This window comes from Streptococcus suis YS56 (assembly GCF_000440115.1).
Lineage (GTDB): Bacteria > Bacillota > Bacilli > Lactobacillales > Streptococcaceae > Streptococcus > Streptococcus suis_L.
The window spans coordinates 45,553-63,452 of record NZ_ALMY01000056.1 but is presented as its reverse complement, the minus strand read 5'-3'; the positions used below and the strand labels follow the sequence as shown (position 1 = coordinate 63,452).

The 17,900-nt window shown below is 40.1% G+C and carries 14 protein-coding genes, 1 tRNA gene and 1 other RNA gene; 11 read left to right on the top strand and 5 right to left on the bottom strand.

Annotation, left to right across the window (positions count from 1 at the left end; genetic code table 11):
* The first annotated feature begins 67 nt into the window (after window positions 1–67).
* On the top strand, window positions 68–943 hold the full coding sequence (aguB, locus tag SST62_RS0106570; protein ID WP_029186731.1) for an N-carbamoylputrescine amidase: 876 nt from the start codon (window positions 68–70) through the stop codon (window positions 941–943).
* Window positions 944–980: 37 nt separating this feature from the next.
* Here aguB and SST62_RS0106565 read toward each other — a convergent pair whose 3' ends face one another.
* Window positions 981–1,574, bottom strand: coding sequence for a TVP38/TMEM64 family protein (locus SST62_RS0106565; protein WP_029186730.1), 594 nt, complete (start codon window positions 1,572–1,574; stop codon window positions 981–983).
* Window positions 1,575–1,683: 109 nt separating this feature from the next.
* On the opposite strand from SST62_RS0106565, the gene ssrA reads away from it, so the two are divergent.
* From ssrA to add, 4 genes are all read left to right on the top strand, one after another.
* Window positions 1,684–2,031: a transfer-messenger RNA gene (ssrA, locus tag SST62_RS1000000112250) on the top strand.
* 2 nt (window positions 2,032–2,033) lie between these two features.
* Window positions 2,034–2,121: transfer RNA gene (locus SST62_RS0106560), tRNA-Ser, on the top strand.
* A gap of 171 nt (window positions 2,122–2,292) precedes the next feature.
* Entirely contained in the window at window positions 2,293–2,769 is a 477-nt protein-coding gene (gene tnpA, locus SST62_RS0106555; protein ID WP_029186729.1) for an IS200/IS605 family transposase, read from the top strand.
* A gap of 244 nt (window positions 2,770–3,013) precedes the next feature.
* Window positions 3,014–4,021: an adenosine deaminase gene (gene add / locus SST62_RS0106550; RefSeq protein ID WP_079267445.1), complete on the top strand. Its 1,008-nt coding sequence runs from the start codon at window positions 3,014–3,016 to the stop codon at window positions 4,019–4,021.
* 47 nt (window positions 4,022–4,068) lie between these two features.
* On the opposite strand, the gene SST62_RS0106545 is transcribed toward add, so the two are convergent.
* From SST62_RS0106545 to SST62_RS0106535, 3 genes are read right to left on the bottom strand one after another with little or no spacing between them, the layout of a single operon-like run.
* Window positions 4,069–4,851, bottom strand: a complete 783-nt coding sequence (locus tag SST62_RS0106545) for a hypothetical protein (RefSeq protein ID WP_029186727.1) — start codon at window positions 4,849–4,851, stop codon at window positions 4,069–4,071.
* Between the two features lie 16 nt (window positions 4,852–4,867).
* Window positions 4,868–5,575: an ABC transporter ATP-binding protein gene (locus tag SST62_RS0106540; protein WP_029186726.1), complete on the bottom strand. Its 708-nt coding sequence runs from the start codon at window positions 5,573–5,575 to the stop codon at window positions 4,868–4,870.
* Window positions 5,568–5,942 (bottom strand): GntR family transcriptional regulator, encoded by a 375-nt coding sequence (locus tag SST62_RS0106535; protein WP_029178110.1) that lies wholly within the window; start codon window positions 5,940–5,942, stop codon window positions 5,568–5,570. Before SST62_RS0106535 ends, SST62_RS0106540 begins: the two co-directional genes overlap by 8 nt.
* 152 nt (window positions 5,943–6,094) lie before the next feature.
* Between SST62_RS0106535 and SST62_RS0106530 the strand changes: the two genes are divergently transcribed.
* The 6 genes from SST62_RS0106530 to SST62_RS0106500 all read left to right on the top strand — a co-directional run bounded on the left by SST62_RS0106530 (window position 6,095) and on the right by SST62_RS0106500 (window position 16,564).
* Window positions 6,095–9,205, top strand: coding sequence for a DNA polymerase III subunit alpha (locus tag SST62_RS0106530; protein ID WP_029186725.1), 3,111 nt, complete (start codon window positions 6,095–6,097; stop codon window positions 9,203–9,205).
* An 84-nt stretch (window positions 9,206–9,289) separates the two neighbouring features.
* Window positions 9,290–10,300 carry a 6-phosphofructokinase gene (gene pfkA, locus SST62_RS0106525; RefSeq protein WP_029186724.1) on the top strand — a complete coding sequence of 337 codons (1,011 nt, stop codon included), beginning with the start codon at window positions 9,290–9,292 and terminating at the stop codon, window positions 10,298–10,300.
* A gap of 78 nt (window positions 10,301–10,378) precedes the next feature.
* Entirely contained in the window at window positions 10,379–11,884 is a 1,506-nt protein-coding gene (gene pyk, locus SST62_RS0106520; protein WP_029186723.1) for a pyruvate kinase, read from the top strand.
* Between the two features lie 160 nt (window positions 11,885–12,044).
* Window positions 12,045–15,158 carry an IdeS/Mac family cysteine endopeptidase gene (locus tag SST62_RS0106515; RefSeq protein WP_029186722.1) on the top strand — a complete coding sequence of 1,038 codons (3,114 nt, stop codon included), beginning with the start codon at window positions 12,045–12,047 and terminating at the stop codon, window positions 15,156–15,158.
* A gap of 454 nt (window positions 15,159–15,612) precedes the next feature.
* Window positions 15,613–15,888: a hypothetical protein gene (locus tag SST62_RS0106505; protein ID WP_153309611.1), complete on the top strand. Its 276-nt coding sequence runs from the start codon at window positions 15,613–15,615 to the stop codon at window positions 15,886–15,888.
* A gap of 352 nt (window positions 15,889–16,240) precedes the next feature.
* Window positions 16,241–16,564 carry a hypothetical protein gene (locus SST62_RS0106500; protein ID WP_029186720.1) on the top strand — a complete coding sequence of 108 codons (324 nt, stop codon included), beginning with the start codon at window positions 16,241–16,243 and terminating at the stop codon, window positions 16,562–16,564.
* Between the two features lie 194 nt (window positions 16,565–16,758).
* Here SST62_RS0106500 and SST62_RS0106495 read toward each other — a convergent pair whose 3' ends face one another.
* Complete coding sequence (locus SST62_RS0106495; protein WP_029186719.1) at window positions 16,759–17,868, bottom strand: NAD(P)/FAD-dependent oxidoreductase; 1,110 nt, start codon at window positions 17,866–17,868, stop codon at window positions 16,759–16,761.
* Window positions 17,869–17,900: the final 32 nt, after the last annotated feature.

The following is a 17,900-nucleotide window of genomic DNA, read 5'->3' as shown; positions in this document are numbered from 1 at the left end:
TGTGCCGCCTTTCCTTATCTCAGGTACATTCTATCTCCCATAAAGAATTTATGAAAAGGAAGAAAATATGAGAAATGTTACTGTAGCAGCTATCCAGATGCAATGCAGTCAGGACCTTTGGGAAAATCTGGCAACTGCAGAGCGTTTGGTCAGACAGGCTGCTGGTCAGGGAGCGCAGATTATTCTCCTGCCTGAACTCTTTGAGCGTCCTTATTTTTGTCAAGAACGTCAGTATGATTATTATAACTATGCTAAGTCTGTAGAGGAAAATGATGCTGTTCAGCACTTTATTCCTATTGCCAAGGAATTGCAGGTTGTATTGCCTATTTCCTTCTATGAAAAAGATGGAAATAGCCTCTACAATTCTATTGCGGTCATTGATGCGGATGGTAGTGTTTTGGGAGTTTACCGCAAGACTCATATCCCTGACGATCATTACTATCAGGAGAAGTTTTACTTCACGCCTGGAAATACTGGATTCAAGGTCTGGGAAACACGTTACGCTAAGATTGGCATTGGCATCTGCTGGGACCAATGGTTTCCAGAAACAGCTCGCTGTTTGGCACTGAATGGAGCAGAATTGCTCTTTTATCCAACAGCTATTGGTTCGGAGCCGATTTTGGATACAGACAGTCAAGGCCATTGGCAGCGGACTATGCAGGGCCATGCGGCGGCCAACATCACGCCGGTCATTGCAGCCAACCGTATCGGTTTGGAAGAAGTACAACCTTCTGTAGAAAATGGAGGCCAGTCTTCTAGCTTGTGTTTCTATGGTTCCTCATTCTTGACAGATGAGACAGGTGAAGTGATTGAAAAAGCAGGGCGCGAGGAGGAAGCTGTCTTGCTTGCTACTTATGATTTGGACAAGGGAGCGCGCGAACGTTTGGATTGGGGACTCTTTAGAGACCGCAGACCACATATGTATCAGCAGATTGTAGAATAAACAAAACACCCTTGTCCGAAGATAAGGGTGTTCATTTTTATCCTAACAATTGCTGCAACCATTGGCTTCCATAGATCCAAAAGAAGCTATATGCCACAACTGAGAAGGGGCGACAAAGTAAAGTAATAATAATAAATTTCCGATAACTCATGCTTGTTAATCCAGTAATCATCACCACTATGTCAGCTGGAGAAATGGGAGAAAGCATGCAGAGAATAAAGAAAATTTCATAACTACGTTTATTATCAATTTTGCTTTCATATTTGTAAAACGTATCTTCAGACATGAAGAGGAGACAAAATTTCTTTCCATAGCGACGAGCCAACCAGAAAAGGATGATACTACCGATTGAAATTCCAAGATAATTGAGAAAGAATCCCCACCAAAAATGAAATACGAGGAAACCCACAACAGTCGTAACACCGCCTGGAATAATCGGAAATACAACTTGAATAATCTGAATAGCTAAAAAGGAGAGGCTACCTAAAGTGCCTTGGCTTTTGATTAAATCGCTTAAGACATTTTGGTCGTTCAAAATGCCAATCTTATAGAGCCAAAACAGAAAAATAGCAGTCCCGATAAGGGTCAAAATACTTAATACTTGAATGGTTTTTTGCCAAAATTTATACATACTTTCATTTTACCATATTTCAAAATTTTTTTAAATTGTAAGGAAAATGTAAAATAATTTTGCTATTTATAAAAAATTCTGCTATAATAGTTCCTGTATTAAATCCTACGGGGTTGTTACGGATTCGACAGGCATTATGAGGCTTGTTCTGCAACTCATCGGCAGATGTAAAAATGCCAGTTAAATATAACTGCAAAAAATACAAACACTTACGCATTAGCAGCTTAATAACCTGCCTGCGTGACCAGTCGCGAATTGCTTGTGTTTGCTGATTGGTCTTAAAATAGCAAGCTACGTTGGGATTGAGTCAGGCAGTTCCAAAAGAGATTTACTGACTCGCTTGGTCTAGGTTTGAGTTATGTATCGAGTTCAAGTTAAAGCAAGACATAACCTATGGTTGTAGACGAATAAGTTAGCAGGTGTTTGGACGTGGGTTCGACTCCCACCAGCTCCATATATGGAAGATTACTCAAGAGGCTCAAGAGGCCGTGTTGGAAACGCGGTAGGCGTGTAACAGCGTGCGTGGGTTCGAATCCCATGTCTTCCGTATGTTATTGAAGAACGACTGATAGTCGTTCTTTTTTTGTGGTCCTCTGAAAACCACTAGCTATGCTAGTGGTTCAGTAGAGCTTCTAGCGAGGTATTAAAAAATCCTCCCAAAGTGATAAGATAGAAGTGGTTTCCCCGCCACTACATCAAATCAAATAGGAGGTACCTCATGAGAGAGGATAATGAAAGTTTATCACATACTCGCTGGAATTGTAAATATCATCTAGTTTTTGCGCCTAAATATCGTCGTCAAATCATTTACGGCAAGTATAAGGCCAGTATCGGAAAGATTATCCGAGATTTGTGTGAGCAAAAAGGAGTCACTATCCATGAAGCTACTGCCTGTCCTGATCATATCCACATGTTAGTTAGTATTCCACCCAAAATGAGTGTTTCCAGTTTTATGGGCTATTTAAAAGGTAAGAGTAGTTTAATGATTTTCGACAAACATGCCAATCTGAAATATAGGTATGGGAATAGAAATTTTTGGTGCAGAGGCTACTATGTGGATACGGTAGGACGCAATCAAAAAGTGATAGCAGAATACATACAGAACCAATTACAAGAAGACAGGGTAGCAGACCAGCTCACTTTGTTTGAAACGGTTGACCCATTTACAGGGGAAACCAACAGGAAAAACCCCTGATGGTGCTTTAGCACCTGCTCGGGAAAGTGGTGCGCGAGGAAGCTATTTCAGTGGGCCTTTGGCCCTGGCCGGAACAAGCGGCTTATAGCCGCAGAACAAACCACCAGTTCGACTGGTGGTTTTGATTCTTGCATAAAAGAATAATGGATAGTTGATAAAGTTCATTTTTTGTCAAAAATATCTTGTGTTTTGTCTAAAATGTGATATGATAGTTAACAATATACTTACGAAAGAGGAAGTGTTGATGTTGAATGTACAAGAATTAGCCAAGACAGAATTGCATTGCCATTTGGATGGTTCCCTATCTTTATCGGCAATCCGTCAACTTGCCCAACTGGCAGAAATTTCCATTCCAGACAAGGATGAGGAACTCAGAAAATTGGTCAGTATAGAGGGCAAGGTGGATAGCCTGATGACCTATTTGAAAACCTTTGACTTTGTTCGACCTCTTCTACAAACTGAGGAAGCGCTGGAAATAGCAACCTCCGATGTTCTACGTCAAGCATCAGAGGATGGAGTCCTCTATATTGAACTTCGCTTTGCACCAGAATTATCGACTGACAAGGGTTTGACTATTCTGGAAGCTGTGAATGCCGTCTTGCGTGGGATGGAAAAGGCTCAGAAGGAATTTGGTATAGTTGCCAAGCTCTTGGTCTGTGGCTTGAAACAAACTGATCCAAGGCAGACCAGAGAAATCTTTTCTGCTATTGCTGATTTGGCACCCAAAGGATTGGTTGGCTTTGATTTTGCTGGAAACGAGGCAGACTACCCAACTCATGAGTTGGCTGAGTGGATTGACTACACTCGATCTCTGGGTTACCCCATGACCTTCCATGCTGGTGAGTGTGGTTGCGTGACCAATGTAGCCCAAGCTCTGGCCTTGGGTATCAAGCGGATTGGACATGGAACGGCTCTTAGCGGTCACGCTGAGGCTATTCAGGCTTTTGTCAATAGCGGAGCAACGCTTGAGATGTGCCTGACTTCAAATCTCCAGACCGGAGCTGCCCAAACTCTAGCAGACTTCCCCTATGAACAGCTGGTTCAAGCGGGAGCAAAGATTACCATCAATACAGATAATCGAACGGTTTCCAATACAAATCTAAATAAAGAATATCAGCTATTTGTAGAGTATTTTGGAACGACCAAGGAAGAATTTTATCAATTCAACAGAAATGCTATTCAAGCAAGCTTTGCCAGTGAAGAAGAAAAGGCAAACTTACTTGATGTCCTAGCCCAAAAGTATAATTTGTAAAAAGAAAGCTCTAGGCCATGTCAGAACGACCGGCAAAGAGCTTTTTCTTATTGCAAATTCAATTTCTTGGTCATGATAAAGTGTGTACCAAAATAGTAGGCAAAGGCCAGAATGATATTGATCAAGGCCAAGATAGGACTTGGGTATAACGGTAGCGCGGCATAATAAAGGTTCTCTAGATAATTGGTAAAAACGAGAGTTCCAAACACACCAACTACAATTGAAATGCCAATATAGGTCAAAATGGCAAACAGAAGACGGTGGTCTTTAAACAATTGACCGACTGAGATGGAGAAGTAGATCAGCAAGATTCCCATTGTTGACTCAATCAGCATATAGAATAGATGTGCAAATATGACAGGCCAGTCTAATGCTTGTACAACAGTATGCAATTCAGGAATCATGAATTCTTCACTTCCGAGCATGAGGACCGCTAAAATGATTCCAATAGAAAGAATAATGGTAATTCCAGCTAATATGTACCAAACCAATGATGCCAAGAGTTTGCTGAGGATAATTTGATGGCTGGAGACCGGTAAGGTCATGGTTAAATAGCCCTGACGGCCATAGACATTTTTTCTAAAACGGTTAATAACCATGAAAAAGGTGGATAAACCAAGTGCTGCAATTAAGATACCGAAGGTCATTGAGGAAGTACCGAAAAGGACCATTTCAGCACCACCAGGTTCTGTGGTTCCAGCTTGTGCCCGTAAGCTCAAAGCTTGTAACCAAAAACCGAGTATGATAGATAGCGATAATGCTCCTGCATAAATTCCTAAATACCATTTTCCAACGGATTGAAATTCGTATTTCAATAATTTTTTAAACATAGCAATCTCCTTCTAACTAAGCCTTAAAATCTTGGCGGAAGAGTTCGTCAATGGACTCGCCACTTTCAATACGGAGATCATCCACGTTTTCATGGCGAATAACGCTACCATATTGAAGGAAAATAACCTCGTCCAAAATTTGCTCAACATCTGAAATTAAGTGAGTAGAGATAATAACAGAAGCAGTCGGAGAGTAGTTGTTGACGATGGTTTTTAAAATGTAGTCTCGAGCGGCAGGGTCAACACCACCAATTGGCTCATCTAAAACATACAGCTGCGCTTGACGACTCATCACCAGAATGAGTTGGACTTTTTCCTTATTCCCCTTAGAGAGATGTTTCATACGACTGTTTAAATCAATGCCCAAATCTTGTAAAAGATGGAGAGCACGCTCCTTATCAAAATCAGCGTAAAAATCTTCAAAAAATGTAATTGCTTCGAGCACTTTCATATGCTCATCGAGATAAGTCGTATCTGGGAGATAAGATACAATTGCCTTGGTTTCTGGCGATGGGGTGCGACCATTGATCAATACTTGACCATATTCTGGTTGCAACAGACCGTTGATCAATTTAATCATGGTCGTTTTACCCGAACCATTTGGTCCCAAAAGTCCTATGATTTTTCCAGCAGTCAACTTCAAATTGACATTATTTAGGGCGACAGCTCCACCATAAGATTTTGAAACTTGTTGTAGCTCAACCAAAGTATATGCGTTATTCATAAGTGACTCCTTTCAAATAATCATCTAACTGGCCAGTGAGGTCGTCGTGTTTGAACCCCAAATCTAACATATTGTTCACAAAATTCTCGAGTTCCTTTTGTGCTAAATGTAGGCGAGTTTGTGTAATCAATTCTTGATTATCTGTTACAAAACGACCTGTTGTGCGAACCGAGTAAACAAAGCCTTCCGTTTCTAAATCAGACAAAGCGCGCTGAACGGTATTTGGATTGACGCCAGCAATTTCGGCTAAGTCACGAACAGTGGGAAGTTTATCTCCAGATTTTAATTGATTGGTTACAATCTGTAATTTTATAGTATTACTGATTTGAATATATATGGGCATATTGTTGTCAAATTTCCAAGCCATTATTCTTTCCTTTCTAGGCATTTTCGCCAATACCTATGTTCTAACTAAATAATACAATAAAACATGATAAATTGCAAGTCTTTTGATTGCATTTCTTGAAAAAATTTTCCTAGAATATTTGGTATAATAGAAGAAATAAAAAGGAGAAGACCATGCTGGCACAACTAGATACAAAAACCGTCTATACCTTTATGGATAGCATGGTGACGATAGAAAATTATGTAGGCAAGGCTAAAGAGCTTGGTTACCACGCATTGGGGATAATGGATAAAAACAGTCTTTATGCAGCCTATAGTTTTATGGAATCCTGTAACAAAATGGGGCTTCAACCAATTATTGGTTGTGAACTGGACTGGAAATTACAGGGAGAGGAGCAGGACGTCACTACTCAATTGATTGCTCTGACAACCAGAGGTTATCGCAATCTATTGAAAATTTCGACTGCTAAGATGACAGGGCAAGATGATTTTGAAACCATTCGTCAATATTTAGTCGACATAGCAGTGGTTGTTCCTTATTTTTCTGGCATTGAGCACCTTGAGTTAGGTACTAACTATTATATCGGAGTGACGGTTGACACACCAGTTCAAGACTTTAAGCAAGCAATACTCCCGATTCATACGGTTCGTTTTTTTGAAGAGGAACAATTGGAAAGTCTACAGGTTCTCCATGCTATTCGAGATAATATTCCACTTAATCAAGTTGCAGATATAGATAGTCGGCAAAAACTTTTATCGGCTGATAGCTTAACCAATCTATTTTCGAATCGGTTTCCGCAAGCAGTTGATAATTTACGTGACTTGGTTGCAGGGATTTCTTATCAATTAAATACAGATTTAAAATTGCCGCGTTTTAATCGTGACAGACCTGCAGTGGAAGAATTATACGAGCGCTCCTATCAAGGATTAGAAGAGAAGGGCTTGACTAATTCACTGTATAAGGAACGCTTGGAAAAGGAATTATCCATTATTCATCAAATGGGATTTGATGATTATTTCTTGATTGTATGGGACCTACTTCGTTTTGGACGTAGCCAAGGGTACTACATGGGAATGGGGCGTGGTTCAGCTGTTGGAAGCCTAGTTGCCTACGCCTTAAATATCACAGGTATCGACCCAGTTAAGCATAATCTTCTCTTTGAACGCTTTCTCAATGCTGAACGTTATTCAATGCCCGATATTGATATTGATATTCCAGATATTCATCGAGCAGATTTTATTCGTTATGTACGAGATCGTTATGGTTCAACCCATGCTGCTCAAATTGTAACCTACTCGACATTTGGAGCTAAGCAGGCCATTCGTGATGTATTTAAGCGTTTCGGAACACCTGAATATGAGTTAAGTAATATAACCAAGAAAATTTCATTTAGAGATAGTCTTACTTCTGCCTATCAGCGAAATGCCGCTTTTCGTCAGATTATCAATAGTAAGATAGAGTACCAAAAAGCTTTTGCGATTGCTCAACAAATTGAAGGGCAACCTCGCCAGACTTCCATTCACGCAGCAGGGATAGTGATGAGTGATGAGGAGTTGACAGATACCATCCCTCTTAAAATAGGGGATGACATGCTGGTAACCCAATATGATGCACATGCTGTTGAGGCGAATGGTCTGTTGAAGATGGATTTCCTTGGCTTACGAAATCTGACCTTTGTGCAAAAAATGGCAGAAGGAGTACGTGAACGTTATCAGCAGGAAATTGATATTGCCAAGATAGATTTAGAAGACAAGAAAACCTTGGAACTTTTTGCTGCTGGTCGGACTAAGGGAATTTTTCAATTTGAACAGCCTGGTGCGATTAGCCTGCTTCGAAGGGTCAAACCTGGTCGATTTGAAGATATAGTTGCGACAACGAGTTTGAATAGACCGGGGGCTAGTGATTATTCGGATAACTTTGTAAAACGCAAGCATGGACAAGAGGCAGTTGATTTGTTGGACCCAACCATTGCTCCTATTTTACAACCGACTTATGGTATCATGCTTTATCAGGAACAGGTCATGCAGATTGCACAGGTCTATGCAGGCTTTACGCTTGGAAAGGCGGATTTACTCCGCAGGGCGATGTCTAAAAAGAATGCCCAAGAAATGCAGGCAATGGAAACGGAATTTTTACAGGGAGCACTGAAAAACGGACATGCTGAAGAGAATGCAAGGGAAATATTTGGTATGATGGCTAAGTTCGCTGGTTATGGTTTTAACCGTAGCCACGCCTATGCTTATTCAGCTTTAGCCTTTCAAATGGCCTATTTCAAGAGTCACTATACGGATGTCTTTTTTGATGTCATGCTCAATCATTCTAGCAGTGCTTATATTGAAGATGCGATGCAGTTTGACTTTGAGGTGGCTCGACTCACGATTAACAATATTCCTTATCACGATAAGTTTGATAAAAGTAAGGTTTACCTAGGATTAAAAACACTAAAAGGTTTGCCTAAAGATTTAGCTCTATGGATATTGGAACATCGTCCCTATAAGTCTGTAGAAGATTTTATTTTGCGCTTGCCAGATAATTTCAAGAAAAAAGATTTACTGATCCCTCTTATTCAGATTGGTTTATTTGATGATTTTGACGCCAATCGTAAAAAGATTATTGAAAATCTAGACAATCTCTTTGTCTTTGCAGAGGCGATTGGTACATTTTTTGCAGAGGAGAGTTATAGTTGGACAGATGTAGAAGATTACAGCGATAGCGAAAAATTTATGCTAGAGCAAGAATTGCTAGGTGTTGGTATTAGTCCGCATCCTTTAGTCACTATTTGTCGAGAGTCTAAGCGTAGTTTTACAGATTTGGCTGATTTAGCGGTTGGCAATCGAGCAACCGTTCTTGTGCAGATTCAAGCTATTCGATTGATTCGTACCAAAAAGACTGGGGAGCAGATGGCATTTCTACGAGTGACAGATACCAAGAGGACGGTTGACGTGACTCTTTTCCCAGAATCTTATCGACAATACGCTTCTATTTTGGAAGAAGGGGGAATGGGCTACATCACTGGTAGAGTGCAAGAGCGCGAAGGACAGTTGCAATTAGTTCTAGAAAAATTAGAGCCTGTCAGTTTGGAGAAATTTTGGATTCTTTTGGAAAATCGAGAACACGATTATGCCGTTGCTCGTATTTTGGACAAATATAGAGGAAGCATTCCAGTAGTGCTTCATTATCAAGATAGTAATCAGACAATTCAGGCTGAGCATCACATGGTTATGAAAACGCCTCAATTAGAAGAAGAGTTAAGTGAATTTGTTATGAAAACGATTTTTCGATAAAAAAATAGCAAAAAGTCAAGCAAGTTTAGGTTAAGTATGTTATAATAGGGCAGTTAAAATGAAAAGTTAAAGGAGCATTAACGAATGAAACGTATTGCTGTTTTGACCAGTGGTGGTGACGCCCCTGGTATGAACGCTGCTATTCGTGCAGTTGTTCGTCAAGCAATTTCAGAAGGAATGGAAGTTTATGGAATCAACGAAGGTTACGCAGGTATGGTTGCGGGTGATATCCATGAATTGTCTGCACGTTCTGTAGGTGATATTATTTCACGTGGAGGAACATTCCTTGGTTCAGCTCGTTATCCAGAATTTGCCAAATTAGAAGGGCAACTTAAAGGGATTGAGCAATTGAAAAAACATGGTATCGAAGGTGTAGTTGTTATCGGTGGTGATGGTTCTTACCACGGAGCAATGCGCTTGACGGAGCATGGTTTCCCAGCTATTGGTGTACCTGGTACAATTGATAATGACATCGTGGGTACAGATTTTACAATCGGTTTTGATACAGCTGTAACAACTGCTATGGATGCGATTGATAAAATCCGCGACACTTCATCAAGTCACCGTCGTACTTTCGTTGTTGAAGTAATGGGACGTCATGCGGGAGACATTGCTCTTTGGGCTGGTATTGCATCTGGTGCTGATGTCATCGTGGTTCCAGAAGAAGAGTATAATATCAGTGAAATTGTAGAACGTATTAAAGCTGGCTACGAAAATGGTAAGAAGCATAGCATTATTGTCTTGGCTGAAGGTGTTATGCCAGCTGCGAAATTTGCTGAAGAGTTGAAGGCAGCTGGTGATACTAGCGATCTTCGTGTGACTGAACTCGGTCATATTCAGCGTGGTGGTTCACCAACTGCTCGTGACCGTGTACTTGCATCTCGTATGGGCGCGCATGCTGTTAAATTGCTCAAGGAAGGCCGTGGTGGTCTTGCGGTTGGTATCCGTAATGAGCAAATGGTTGAAAATCCAATTCTTGGTACAGCTGAAGAAGGAGCATTGTTCAGCTTGACTGCAGATGGTAAGATTGTTGTGAACAATCCACATAAAGCTGACTTAGAAATGGCTGAATTAAACCGCAACTTGTCAATCTAATTTGACAATTTCATTATTTGTTATTAAGGGTCAAAAGACCATTCAAAAGACCATTAAATATAAAGGAGTTTTGTTAAGATGAATAAACGTGTTAAAATCGTTGCAACCCTCGGACCTGCGGTAGAAATCCGTGGTGGAAAAAAATTCGGTGATGATGGTTATTGGGGAGAAAACCTTGATGTTGAAGCATCAGCACAGAAAATTGCTCAATTGATCACTGAAGGTGCAAACGTATTCCGTTTCAACTTCTCACATGGTGACCACAAAGAGCAAGGTGAGCGTATGGCAACTGTACGTCGTGCGGAAGAAATTGCTGGTAAAAAAGTTGGTTTCTTGTTGGATACAAAAGGTCCAGAAATCCGTACTGAGTTGTTTGCTGACGATGCTAAAGAATATTCATACAAAACAGGTGATGTTCTTCGCGTAGCTACTAAACAAGGTATTCAATCAACTAGAGAAGTAATCGCTTTGAACGTTGCAGGTGCACTTGATGTATTTGACGATGTTGAAGTTGGTAAACAAATTCTTGTTGACGACGGTAAACTTGGTCTTAAAGTTATCGAAAAAGATGCTGAAAAACGTGAATTTGTTGTTGAAGTTGAAAACGACGGTGTTATTGCTAAACAAAAAGGTGTAAACATTCCTTACACTAAAATTCCTTTCCCAGCTCTTGCTGATCGCGACAATGCCGATATCCGTTTCGGTTTGGAACAAGGTTTGAACTTCATCGCGATTTCATTTGTTCGTTCTGCTAAAGATGTTGAAGAAGTTCGTAACATTCTTAAAGAAACTGGTAACGAGCACGTTCAATTGTTCTCAAAAATCGAAAACCAACAAGGTATCGACAATATTGATGAAATCATCGAAGCTTCAGATGGTATCATGATTGCTCGTGGTGACATGGGTATCGAAGTACCATTCGAAATGGTTCCAGTTTACCAAAAAATGATTATCACTAAAGTGAATGCAGCTGGTAAAGCAGTTATCACAGCAACAAACATGTTGGAAACAATGACTGAAAAACCACGTGCAACTCGTTCAGAAGTATCAGACGTATTCAACGCAGTTATCGACGGTACTGACGCAACAATGCTTTCAGGTGAGTCTGCAAACGGTAAATATCCAGTTGAATCAGTTCGTACAATGGCAACTATTGCTAAAAACGCACAGACTCTTCTTAATGAATATGGTCGTTTGAACTCTGATCACTTTAACCGTGCATCTAAAACAGAAGTTATTGCATCTGCAGTAAAAGACGCTTGTCACTCAATGAACATCAAGTTGGTTGTAACAGTTACTGAAACTGGTTATTCAGCTCGTTCAATCTCTAAATACCGTCCAGATGCTGACATCTTGGCAGTAACATTTACTGAGAAAGTACAAAAATCATTGATGCTTAACTGGGGTGTTATCCCAGTTGTAACAAAACGTCCAGATTCAACTGACGATATGTTTGATTTGGCTGAACGTATTGCCAAAGAGCAAGGTCTTGTTGAAGCAGGAGATGATATTATTATCGTTGCTGGTGTGCCTGTAGGTGTTGCAGGTTCAACAAACACTATGCGTGTTCGTACAGTAAAATAATCAAAAAGGTCCTCTTGGACCTTTTTGTCGTGATTATGGAAATAGACTATGAATTTCTTTCAAACGCTTGTTTATAAATATTTTCTTGGGGGATGTGGAAATAAAAATAAGTCGTAAATAGAATAGTTTATTCAAATTTTTGATGATAAACGGAGGAAAGATGAACATTCAAGAACGATTTTCTTTGAGAAAATCAGCGGTTGGCTTGGTCTCAGTCTCTTTGCTATGTGCTATTCATACATCCACTGTTGCTGCAGATACAGTTGTTACAGGAGTGAATGAAATAATTGAAGAATCACAAGTCAAGGATGAGGCATCTATTGAATCAGAAAAAAATGAATCCCTAGATGGTTCTAATCTTGAAATTGTAGAGGAAATAGCAGACAACATCCCATCACCTGTTATCGCTGAAGGAGAAGTAGCGGTAGAGATGAAAGTTGACGGAGGGACCGATAATGTAGTTTCTAGAAATGATACAGAAGTTACGACGAGTGAGCAAAATCAGATAGAGGTTGCTGAGACAAAAGAAATTTTGAATCAGACCAGTTATCAAACGGAGAGTGGCGAGCAACGACAAATTGTATGGGCTCATGGAATTACCTCTCCTGCAATGGAACAAAGCGGTGGTTTTGTAAAGGAAAAGTATGGAGATTATTTAAACTATACAGCGCCATTTGAGGCAGGAAAAGGCTATTATGATACCAATAAAAGTCTCAATGCTTCATTTATTGACCTTAACCTATGTTTTGCGGCCGTGTCTTCCAACATGGTACATTGGTGGTTGGAACAGAATAGTTCCTATGTTGAGCGATATCTCAAGGAAAAAAATAGTACAGTAAATGTTGGGGAAAACTATGCAATAACGGACCTACGTCGCTATATTGATTCGTTCCAGGATCAGCAAAATAGTCGAGTCTTTGATATGTTCAAAACTTACTACGGTTATCGTACAAATGGTTTTGTGTCAGATGCCTTAGTTGACTTGTTTATTAATGGATATAAACCTAAGGTACAGGGTGGTGTCAATCTGGAAGATAGCCAGTTAGTACCAGATAGTAGGGGTGGCTTTTTCTACGACGTTTTCAAAGAGAAAAAACTGACAAATCGTATTTTCAGTGGTAGCTATGAGCGTTTTGGTGAGGATGTTCGAACTGTTTTGGAGAGCAAAGGATTACTCGGTCTAACTTATAGAACATTAGGATATGCAACGCATATTGTGACGGTATGGGGTGCTGAGTACGATAATCAAGGTAAGATTAGGGCTGTCTATATCACTGATTCTGATGATCAACAAGAACAAATTGGTTTGAAGCGTATGGGAATCACTCGTGATGCTTCTGGAAATCCACGTTTGAATAATCATGTGAAAAATAATTCAGCTGGGGCGCTTTTGGATTATGTTCATACGATTCGTCTTGGTCAAGACTTATGGGAAGAATATTTCAATCCGCTCGCAAAAGCCAAAGAAATAGCTAGTCAGACACTAGCTGATACAAAGAAGGCGATGGTTCTGTCTATTCACGGACAATCTGAATTATCAGAGTCGGCACGTGTAACATATCTTGAAAAGTTAGATAGGCTATATGATCAAGGTGTGTTAGCCATTCAAAAAGCAGACAGCTCTGAGCTACTTAATGTTGCGTTAGAGGATAGTTTAAAAAGTTTAGACTTCCCTATGTCAGCAGTTGGAGAAGCTCTGACAGCAGAGTTGCCAGCAGGCGAGCTTCCGCCCAATGCAGATGAAAATTCTCAGCTATCTCAAGAAATCCGCTCTGCAGATGGGAAAGAAGAAAAAGGGGATGTTGCCCTTGTTGTAGATAGTATCAATCAACCCGTCTTACCAGTAGACGACCAGGCGATATTGCCTGTAGCAGTCGTTGGTGAACCAGTACATGACGAACAGTTAGTTGCTAATGAAAACCAGAGCCAGTCAACTATAGCTTTAGGGGAGGAAACTCAAGTAGAGGGAAGCGATCTACCAGTAGTAGTTGATCAAGAAGCTGTGAAAAATGATGAGGTAGTCCCTGTGGAAGAGCTTCTTGAATCAGAAACAGTTGAGAATCAGAGGTCAGAACTTCTATCAGGTCCCATAGGTATGGAGGGGGTAAATGTAAAAGAAGAAGATCAAGTTGCGACGACCGCTACTGAACAACCAGCCACCTCTAAAACCACAACTGTCCAAGAACCTCTCGACGAACCAGCTAGTTCAGAAAGCGAACCCGTCTCCCAACCAGCTCCAATTTCGTTTCCAGACAGGTCAGCTATTCCCGTTCAACCAGAAGTCGCTGTGGAGTCAGGAGAAATTGATATTCCTCCTGTTGCATTGCCCGAAACGTTCTCTGCCCCAGTAGTCCAAGCATCTCTCGACGAATCGGCTAGTTCAGAAAGCGAACCCGTCTCCCAACCAGCTCCAATTTCGTTTCCAGACAGGTCAGCTATTCCCGTTCAACCAGAAGTCGCTGTGGAGTCAGGAGAAATTGATATTCCTCCTGTTGCATTGCCCGAAACGTTCTCTGCCCCAGTAGTCGAAGCCTCTCTCGACGAACCAGCTGGTTCAGAAAGCGAACCCGTCATCCAAACTGAAACAACTTTAGTTCCTGTTGCTGAGGATATTCCAGCTTTACCTGGGCATTCAGCAATTCGTGTGGTCGAATCAGTAGCTACATCATCTACTATTTCTGAAAAACACAAGTTTGTAGATGGCGGAGTTTCTTCCGCATTAAAAGTGGATTCTGAGGGGGTTACTAATGAGTCGAATGCTCCTCGAGTTGAATTTCTGACAGAAGTAACGACAGAAAGCGTCTTGGCTGAAGCAGATAGGTCTTCAATCCTAACAGAAATAAAGGTGATTCAACCGAATACATTGATGAATGATTTGGAGAGTAAAGAAAAAATCTTGGGCCCTAGATCCAAATCATTGGACAGTGTTAAAATGGATATGAGTTCTCAGGAGATTGTATTGCCAGAAGTTCCAGAGAGAGAGCCTCAGATGTCCAGAAGAGAAATGGATGAAGAACGCAAAGAAACCGAGCTATTTGAGATGGTTGGCTCTGTGGCAATTGTAGGAAATACCTCTCAATCCTCAAATAATATGAGGGAATATGGTCAGAATCCGGCTCTTCACTCCAAAACGGATACAAAGCAAGTTTTAAGTGTGGAACAATCTTCAAAACCAGGTACAAATGCTTCTGGGCAGATTATTGGAGTTAGCCTATTAACTCTCTTACTTGGTAGTGTTTGGGGACTATTAAAAAAAGCAAGTAAAAAGCAATAATCAAGGGTTAGAGAGTGAATAATTAGCGATTATCTATTGTAAAATTTACTTCGGAAGTATATTAAGACTCATGAAAAATAGATAAAAAGCTGGGAAAATCTATTGCTATACACAGAAATTTCAATTAGGATTATCTTGTAACAATCAACAGAATGCATTCAAAAAATTTGTTACGACCTAAAGCAATAATCCCGGTCGGGTAGTACTGTCATATTACCATTTTATAGTTTGAGTTTGGGTAATATGGACAAAAGATAATAGAAATTGGAGACAACGTTATGAACTTTTCAAAAAAAGTAAAGAATTTTGCCATGCTTTCAGTAGCCTGCATGAGTACAGGTCTTACAGCACTTGCCCCTGTCGTCAGCGCAATACAGCTGAATCAAATGCTTACGTAAAATATAACACAAGAGAAACAGCTAATTACACTCGCAATTCATATGTGGATGTGAAATTGACACAACAAACTGGTGTTCCTGGTGCACAAGTAGAAGTATTCTTGAAACAATACTACGACGAAGCGCCAGATGTTTACTTCGTTTTTGGGGAACATAACTGTATTCCACTTGAACGCACAGCGTCAGGATCCTATATTGCTAACTTGACAGATGAGGATTTGAAGGGCTCAAAAGATTTCCATGTTGAAATTATTAGCAAAATCCCTTACGGAACACATAAGCATATTGTAGAAAGTAAATCATTCAAACTAGAATCAAGTTTCCGTCGTTAAGATAAGATTTAAAATTTGTCGAAAATCCCCCTTTTTAATTGATGCTTTCAGTAACTATCGTAGAAAGCAACGACATCAGAAATAGTGGAAGACTGGACTCAGGTTCAGTCTTTTCATATTCAACTAATCTCGAGGATAGGATAATTTGTAGTTTATAATGCTAAATCATATAATAGATTAAAATCAGAAAATGTTGACGGTGAGTTTAGGGGTGTTGTTTATAATAATAGTGTAGTGGCTGGTATACTAGATAGAAGTATTCTAGTTATTACAAAAGAAAAAATTTGTGATGTGCACCACAAAGGTAATAATTCTATCAAATCTTATGTTATATTTGAAGAGAGGTAATAATATGAATAAACTCGGTAAAGCAGTTTTGGGTCTAGCCCTTGCTGGAGGCTTAGCTTTTCCTATGGCTTCTGCTTCGGCGCAAGCAATTTGTTCACGTGATGATGTTTTACTTCATCAAAATCTGACTGATGTTCAGCGGAAAGTATTATTAGATGAAAAAGACGTCTGTTTTGCTTCGCAAAAAGCGGAGGCTGCAAGTCTCATCAATAAGAGTGATTTGTCTCCACGTCAGAAAGCCAAGTACTTATCACTGGTCGAATTTGGCAGTAGCACAGAAGTTTTAGCTCTCATAAATCACTTTTCTGGGCTCCCTAATCAGTTCTGATATGATGTATCTAATATAGGGATAGTATTTGAATTGATATAGTCGCATCTTAAATTGTTTGAAACTAGGACGGTAGCGTCCTAGATAGAAATAAGCAACGAGGTTCCCCGTTGCTTATTGTATTTATTGGTTGGATAACAACTAGTCTTAGTATCTACATTTAAAGGATTAGTAGAATCTAAACTTATTGTATCTTATTTTTTGAGAATATATCTATTTGGAGAATATGGTGTACGGTCAAAGTTTGTTTCTTGATTGAGAATTTCTTTAGCAATTTGCCAACCGATAATTGGGCCATTTGTCAGGCCGGTAGAGCCTAGACCACTAGCTACCCAGACATTAGGCATATCCTCAATATTTCCGTAGAATGGTGAATAAGTTGAAGTATAGGCGCGCGTTCCAATACGAGTTCTGGCTACAGGATAATTTGCCAAATCAGGCATGAACTCGGCTATTTTATCATGCATGGCTTGGATTTTTTCAGGGTCTAGTTCTAAATCGTACCCCATATCATCTTCATGAGTTGCACCAATAATGATTTTTCCATTTTCAAATGGTAGGATGTCAATCTCTCCGTAAGGCATACAAACTGGCCAATTATCAGTATCGAATTCTGTATCTAATTCTAACAATTGTCCTTTTTGTGGTCGAACATCCACTTGATAACCAAGAGGTTCAAGAATATGTGGCAACCAGGCCCCTGTGGCTAAGATAATGTGGTCAGCAGTAAGCACTTGATTATCTACTTCGACAGTATGGTTGTCGAGCAGTTTTGCTTGTCCGTAGATACGTGTACCACCATTTTTCAAAAATTGTTCCTGAAGAATATCAATCAAACGCCCACCATCAATACGACCGCCACCTTCTAAATGGATACCAAAATAGTCTGGTTTAAGTAGTGGCAAGTAGTGGTTAATTTCCGAGCCTACAAGCGGAGTAATTTCGCCAATAGTCGGAGTATCTACGCGACGTTCCTCGGCAATTTTTTGGATTTTATCAAGTAGTTCAGGCTTACTTTTTAGGCCGATGGTTCCAGTCTGTTTGAATGGAATTTCAGTAGCACCCGATTTTTCCAAATCGGCTACCAATTGACGGTAGAAAACAGCACCATCGGAAGTCAGCTTGTACCAGTCTTTATTTTTTTTCTGAGCCATCCATGGGCAGATGATACCTGCGGCAGCTCGTGTGGCTGTTCCAATACCTGAATCAATGAGAGTAAGATTGACTTGTTCTTCTTGGGAGAGATAAAAGGCTGCAGTAGAGCCAACAATTCCTCCGCCTATAATAATAACTTGTTTTTTCATAAGTTAATTATATCACAAATTCAGAAGTTTAT

What these genes read in the sequence shown, in the direction of transcription:
- aguB (WP_029186731.1), top strand. Translation starts at nt 68, where the DNA reads ATGAGAAATGTTACTGTAGCAGCTATCCAGATGCAATGCAGTCAGGAC.
- SST62_RS0106565 (WP_029186730.1), bottom strand. Translation starts at nt 1,574, where the DNA reads ATGTATAAATTTTGGCAAAAAACCATTCAAGTATTAAGTATTTTGACC.
- tnpA (WP_029186729.1), top strand. Translation starts at nt 2,293, where the DNA reads ATGAGAGAGGATAATGAAAGTTTATCACATACTCGCTGGAATTGTAAA.
- add (WP_079267445.1), top strand. Translation starts at nt 3,014, where the DNA reads ATGTTGAATGTACAAGAATTAGCCAAGACAGAATTGCATTGCCATTTG.
- SST62_RS0106545 (WP_029186727.1), bottom strand. Translation starts at nt 4,851, where the DNA reads ATGTTTAAAAAATTATTGAAATACGAATTTCAATCCGTTGGAAAATGG.
- SST62_RS0106540 (WP_029186726.1), bottom strand. Translation starts at nt 5,575, where the DNA reads ATGAATAACGCATATACTTTGGTTGAGCTACAACAAGTTTCAAAATCT.
- SST62_RS0106535 (WP_029178110.1), bottom strand. Translation starts at nt 5,942, where the DNA reads ATGGCTTGGAAATTTGACAACAATATGCCCATATATATTCAAATCAGT.
- SST62_RS0106530 (WP_029186725.1), top strand. Translation starts at nt 6,095, where the DNA reads ATGCTGGCACAACTAGATACAAAAACCGTCTATACCTTTATGGATAGC.
- pfkA (WP_029186724.1), top strand. Translation starts at nt 9,290, where the DNA reads ATGAAACGTATTGCTGTTTTGACCAGTGGTGGTGACGCCCCTGGTATG.
- pyk (WP_029186723.1), top strand. Translation starts at nt 10,379, where the DNA reads ATGAATAAACGTGTTAAAATCGTTGCAACCCTCGGACCTGCGGTAGAA.
- SST62_RS0106515 (WP_029186722.1), top strand. Translation starts at nt 12,045, where the DNA reads ATGAACATTCAAGAACGATTTTCTTTGAGAAAATCAGCGGTTGGCTTG.
- SST62_RS0106500 (WP_029186720.1), top strand. Translation starts at nt 16,241, where the DNA reads ATGAATAAACTCGGTAAAGCAGTTTTGGGTCTAGCCCTTGCTGGAGGC.
- SST62_RS0106495 (WP_029186719.1), bottom strand. Translation starts at nt 17,868, where the DNA reads ATGAAAAAACAAGTTATTATTATAGGCGGAGGAATTGTTGGCTCTACT.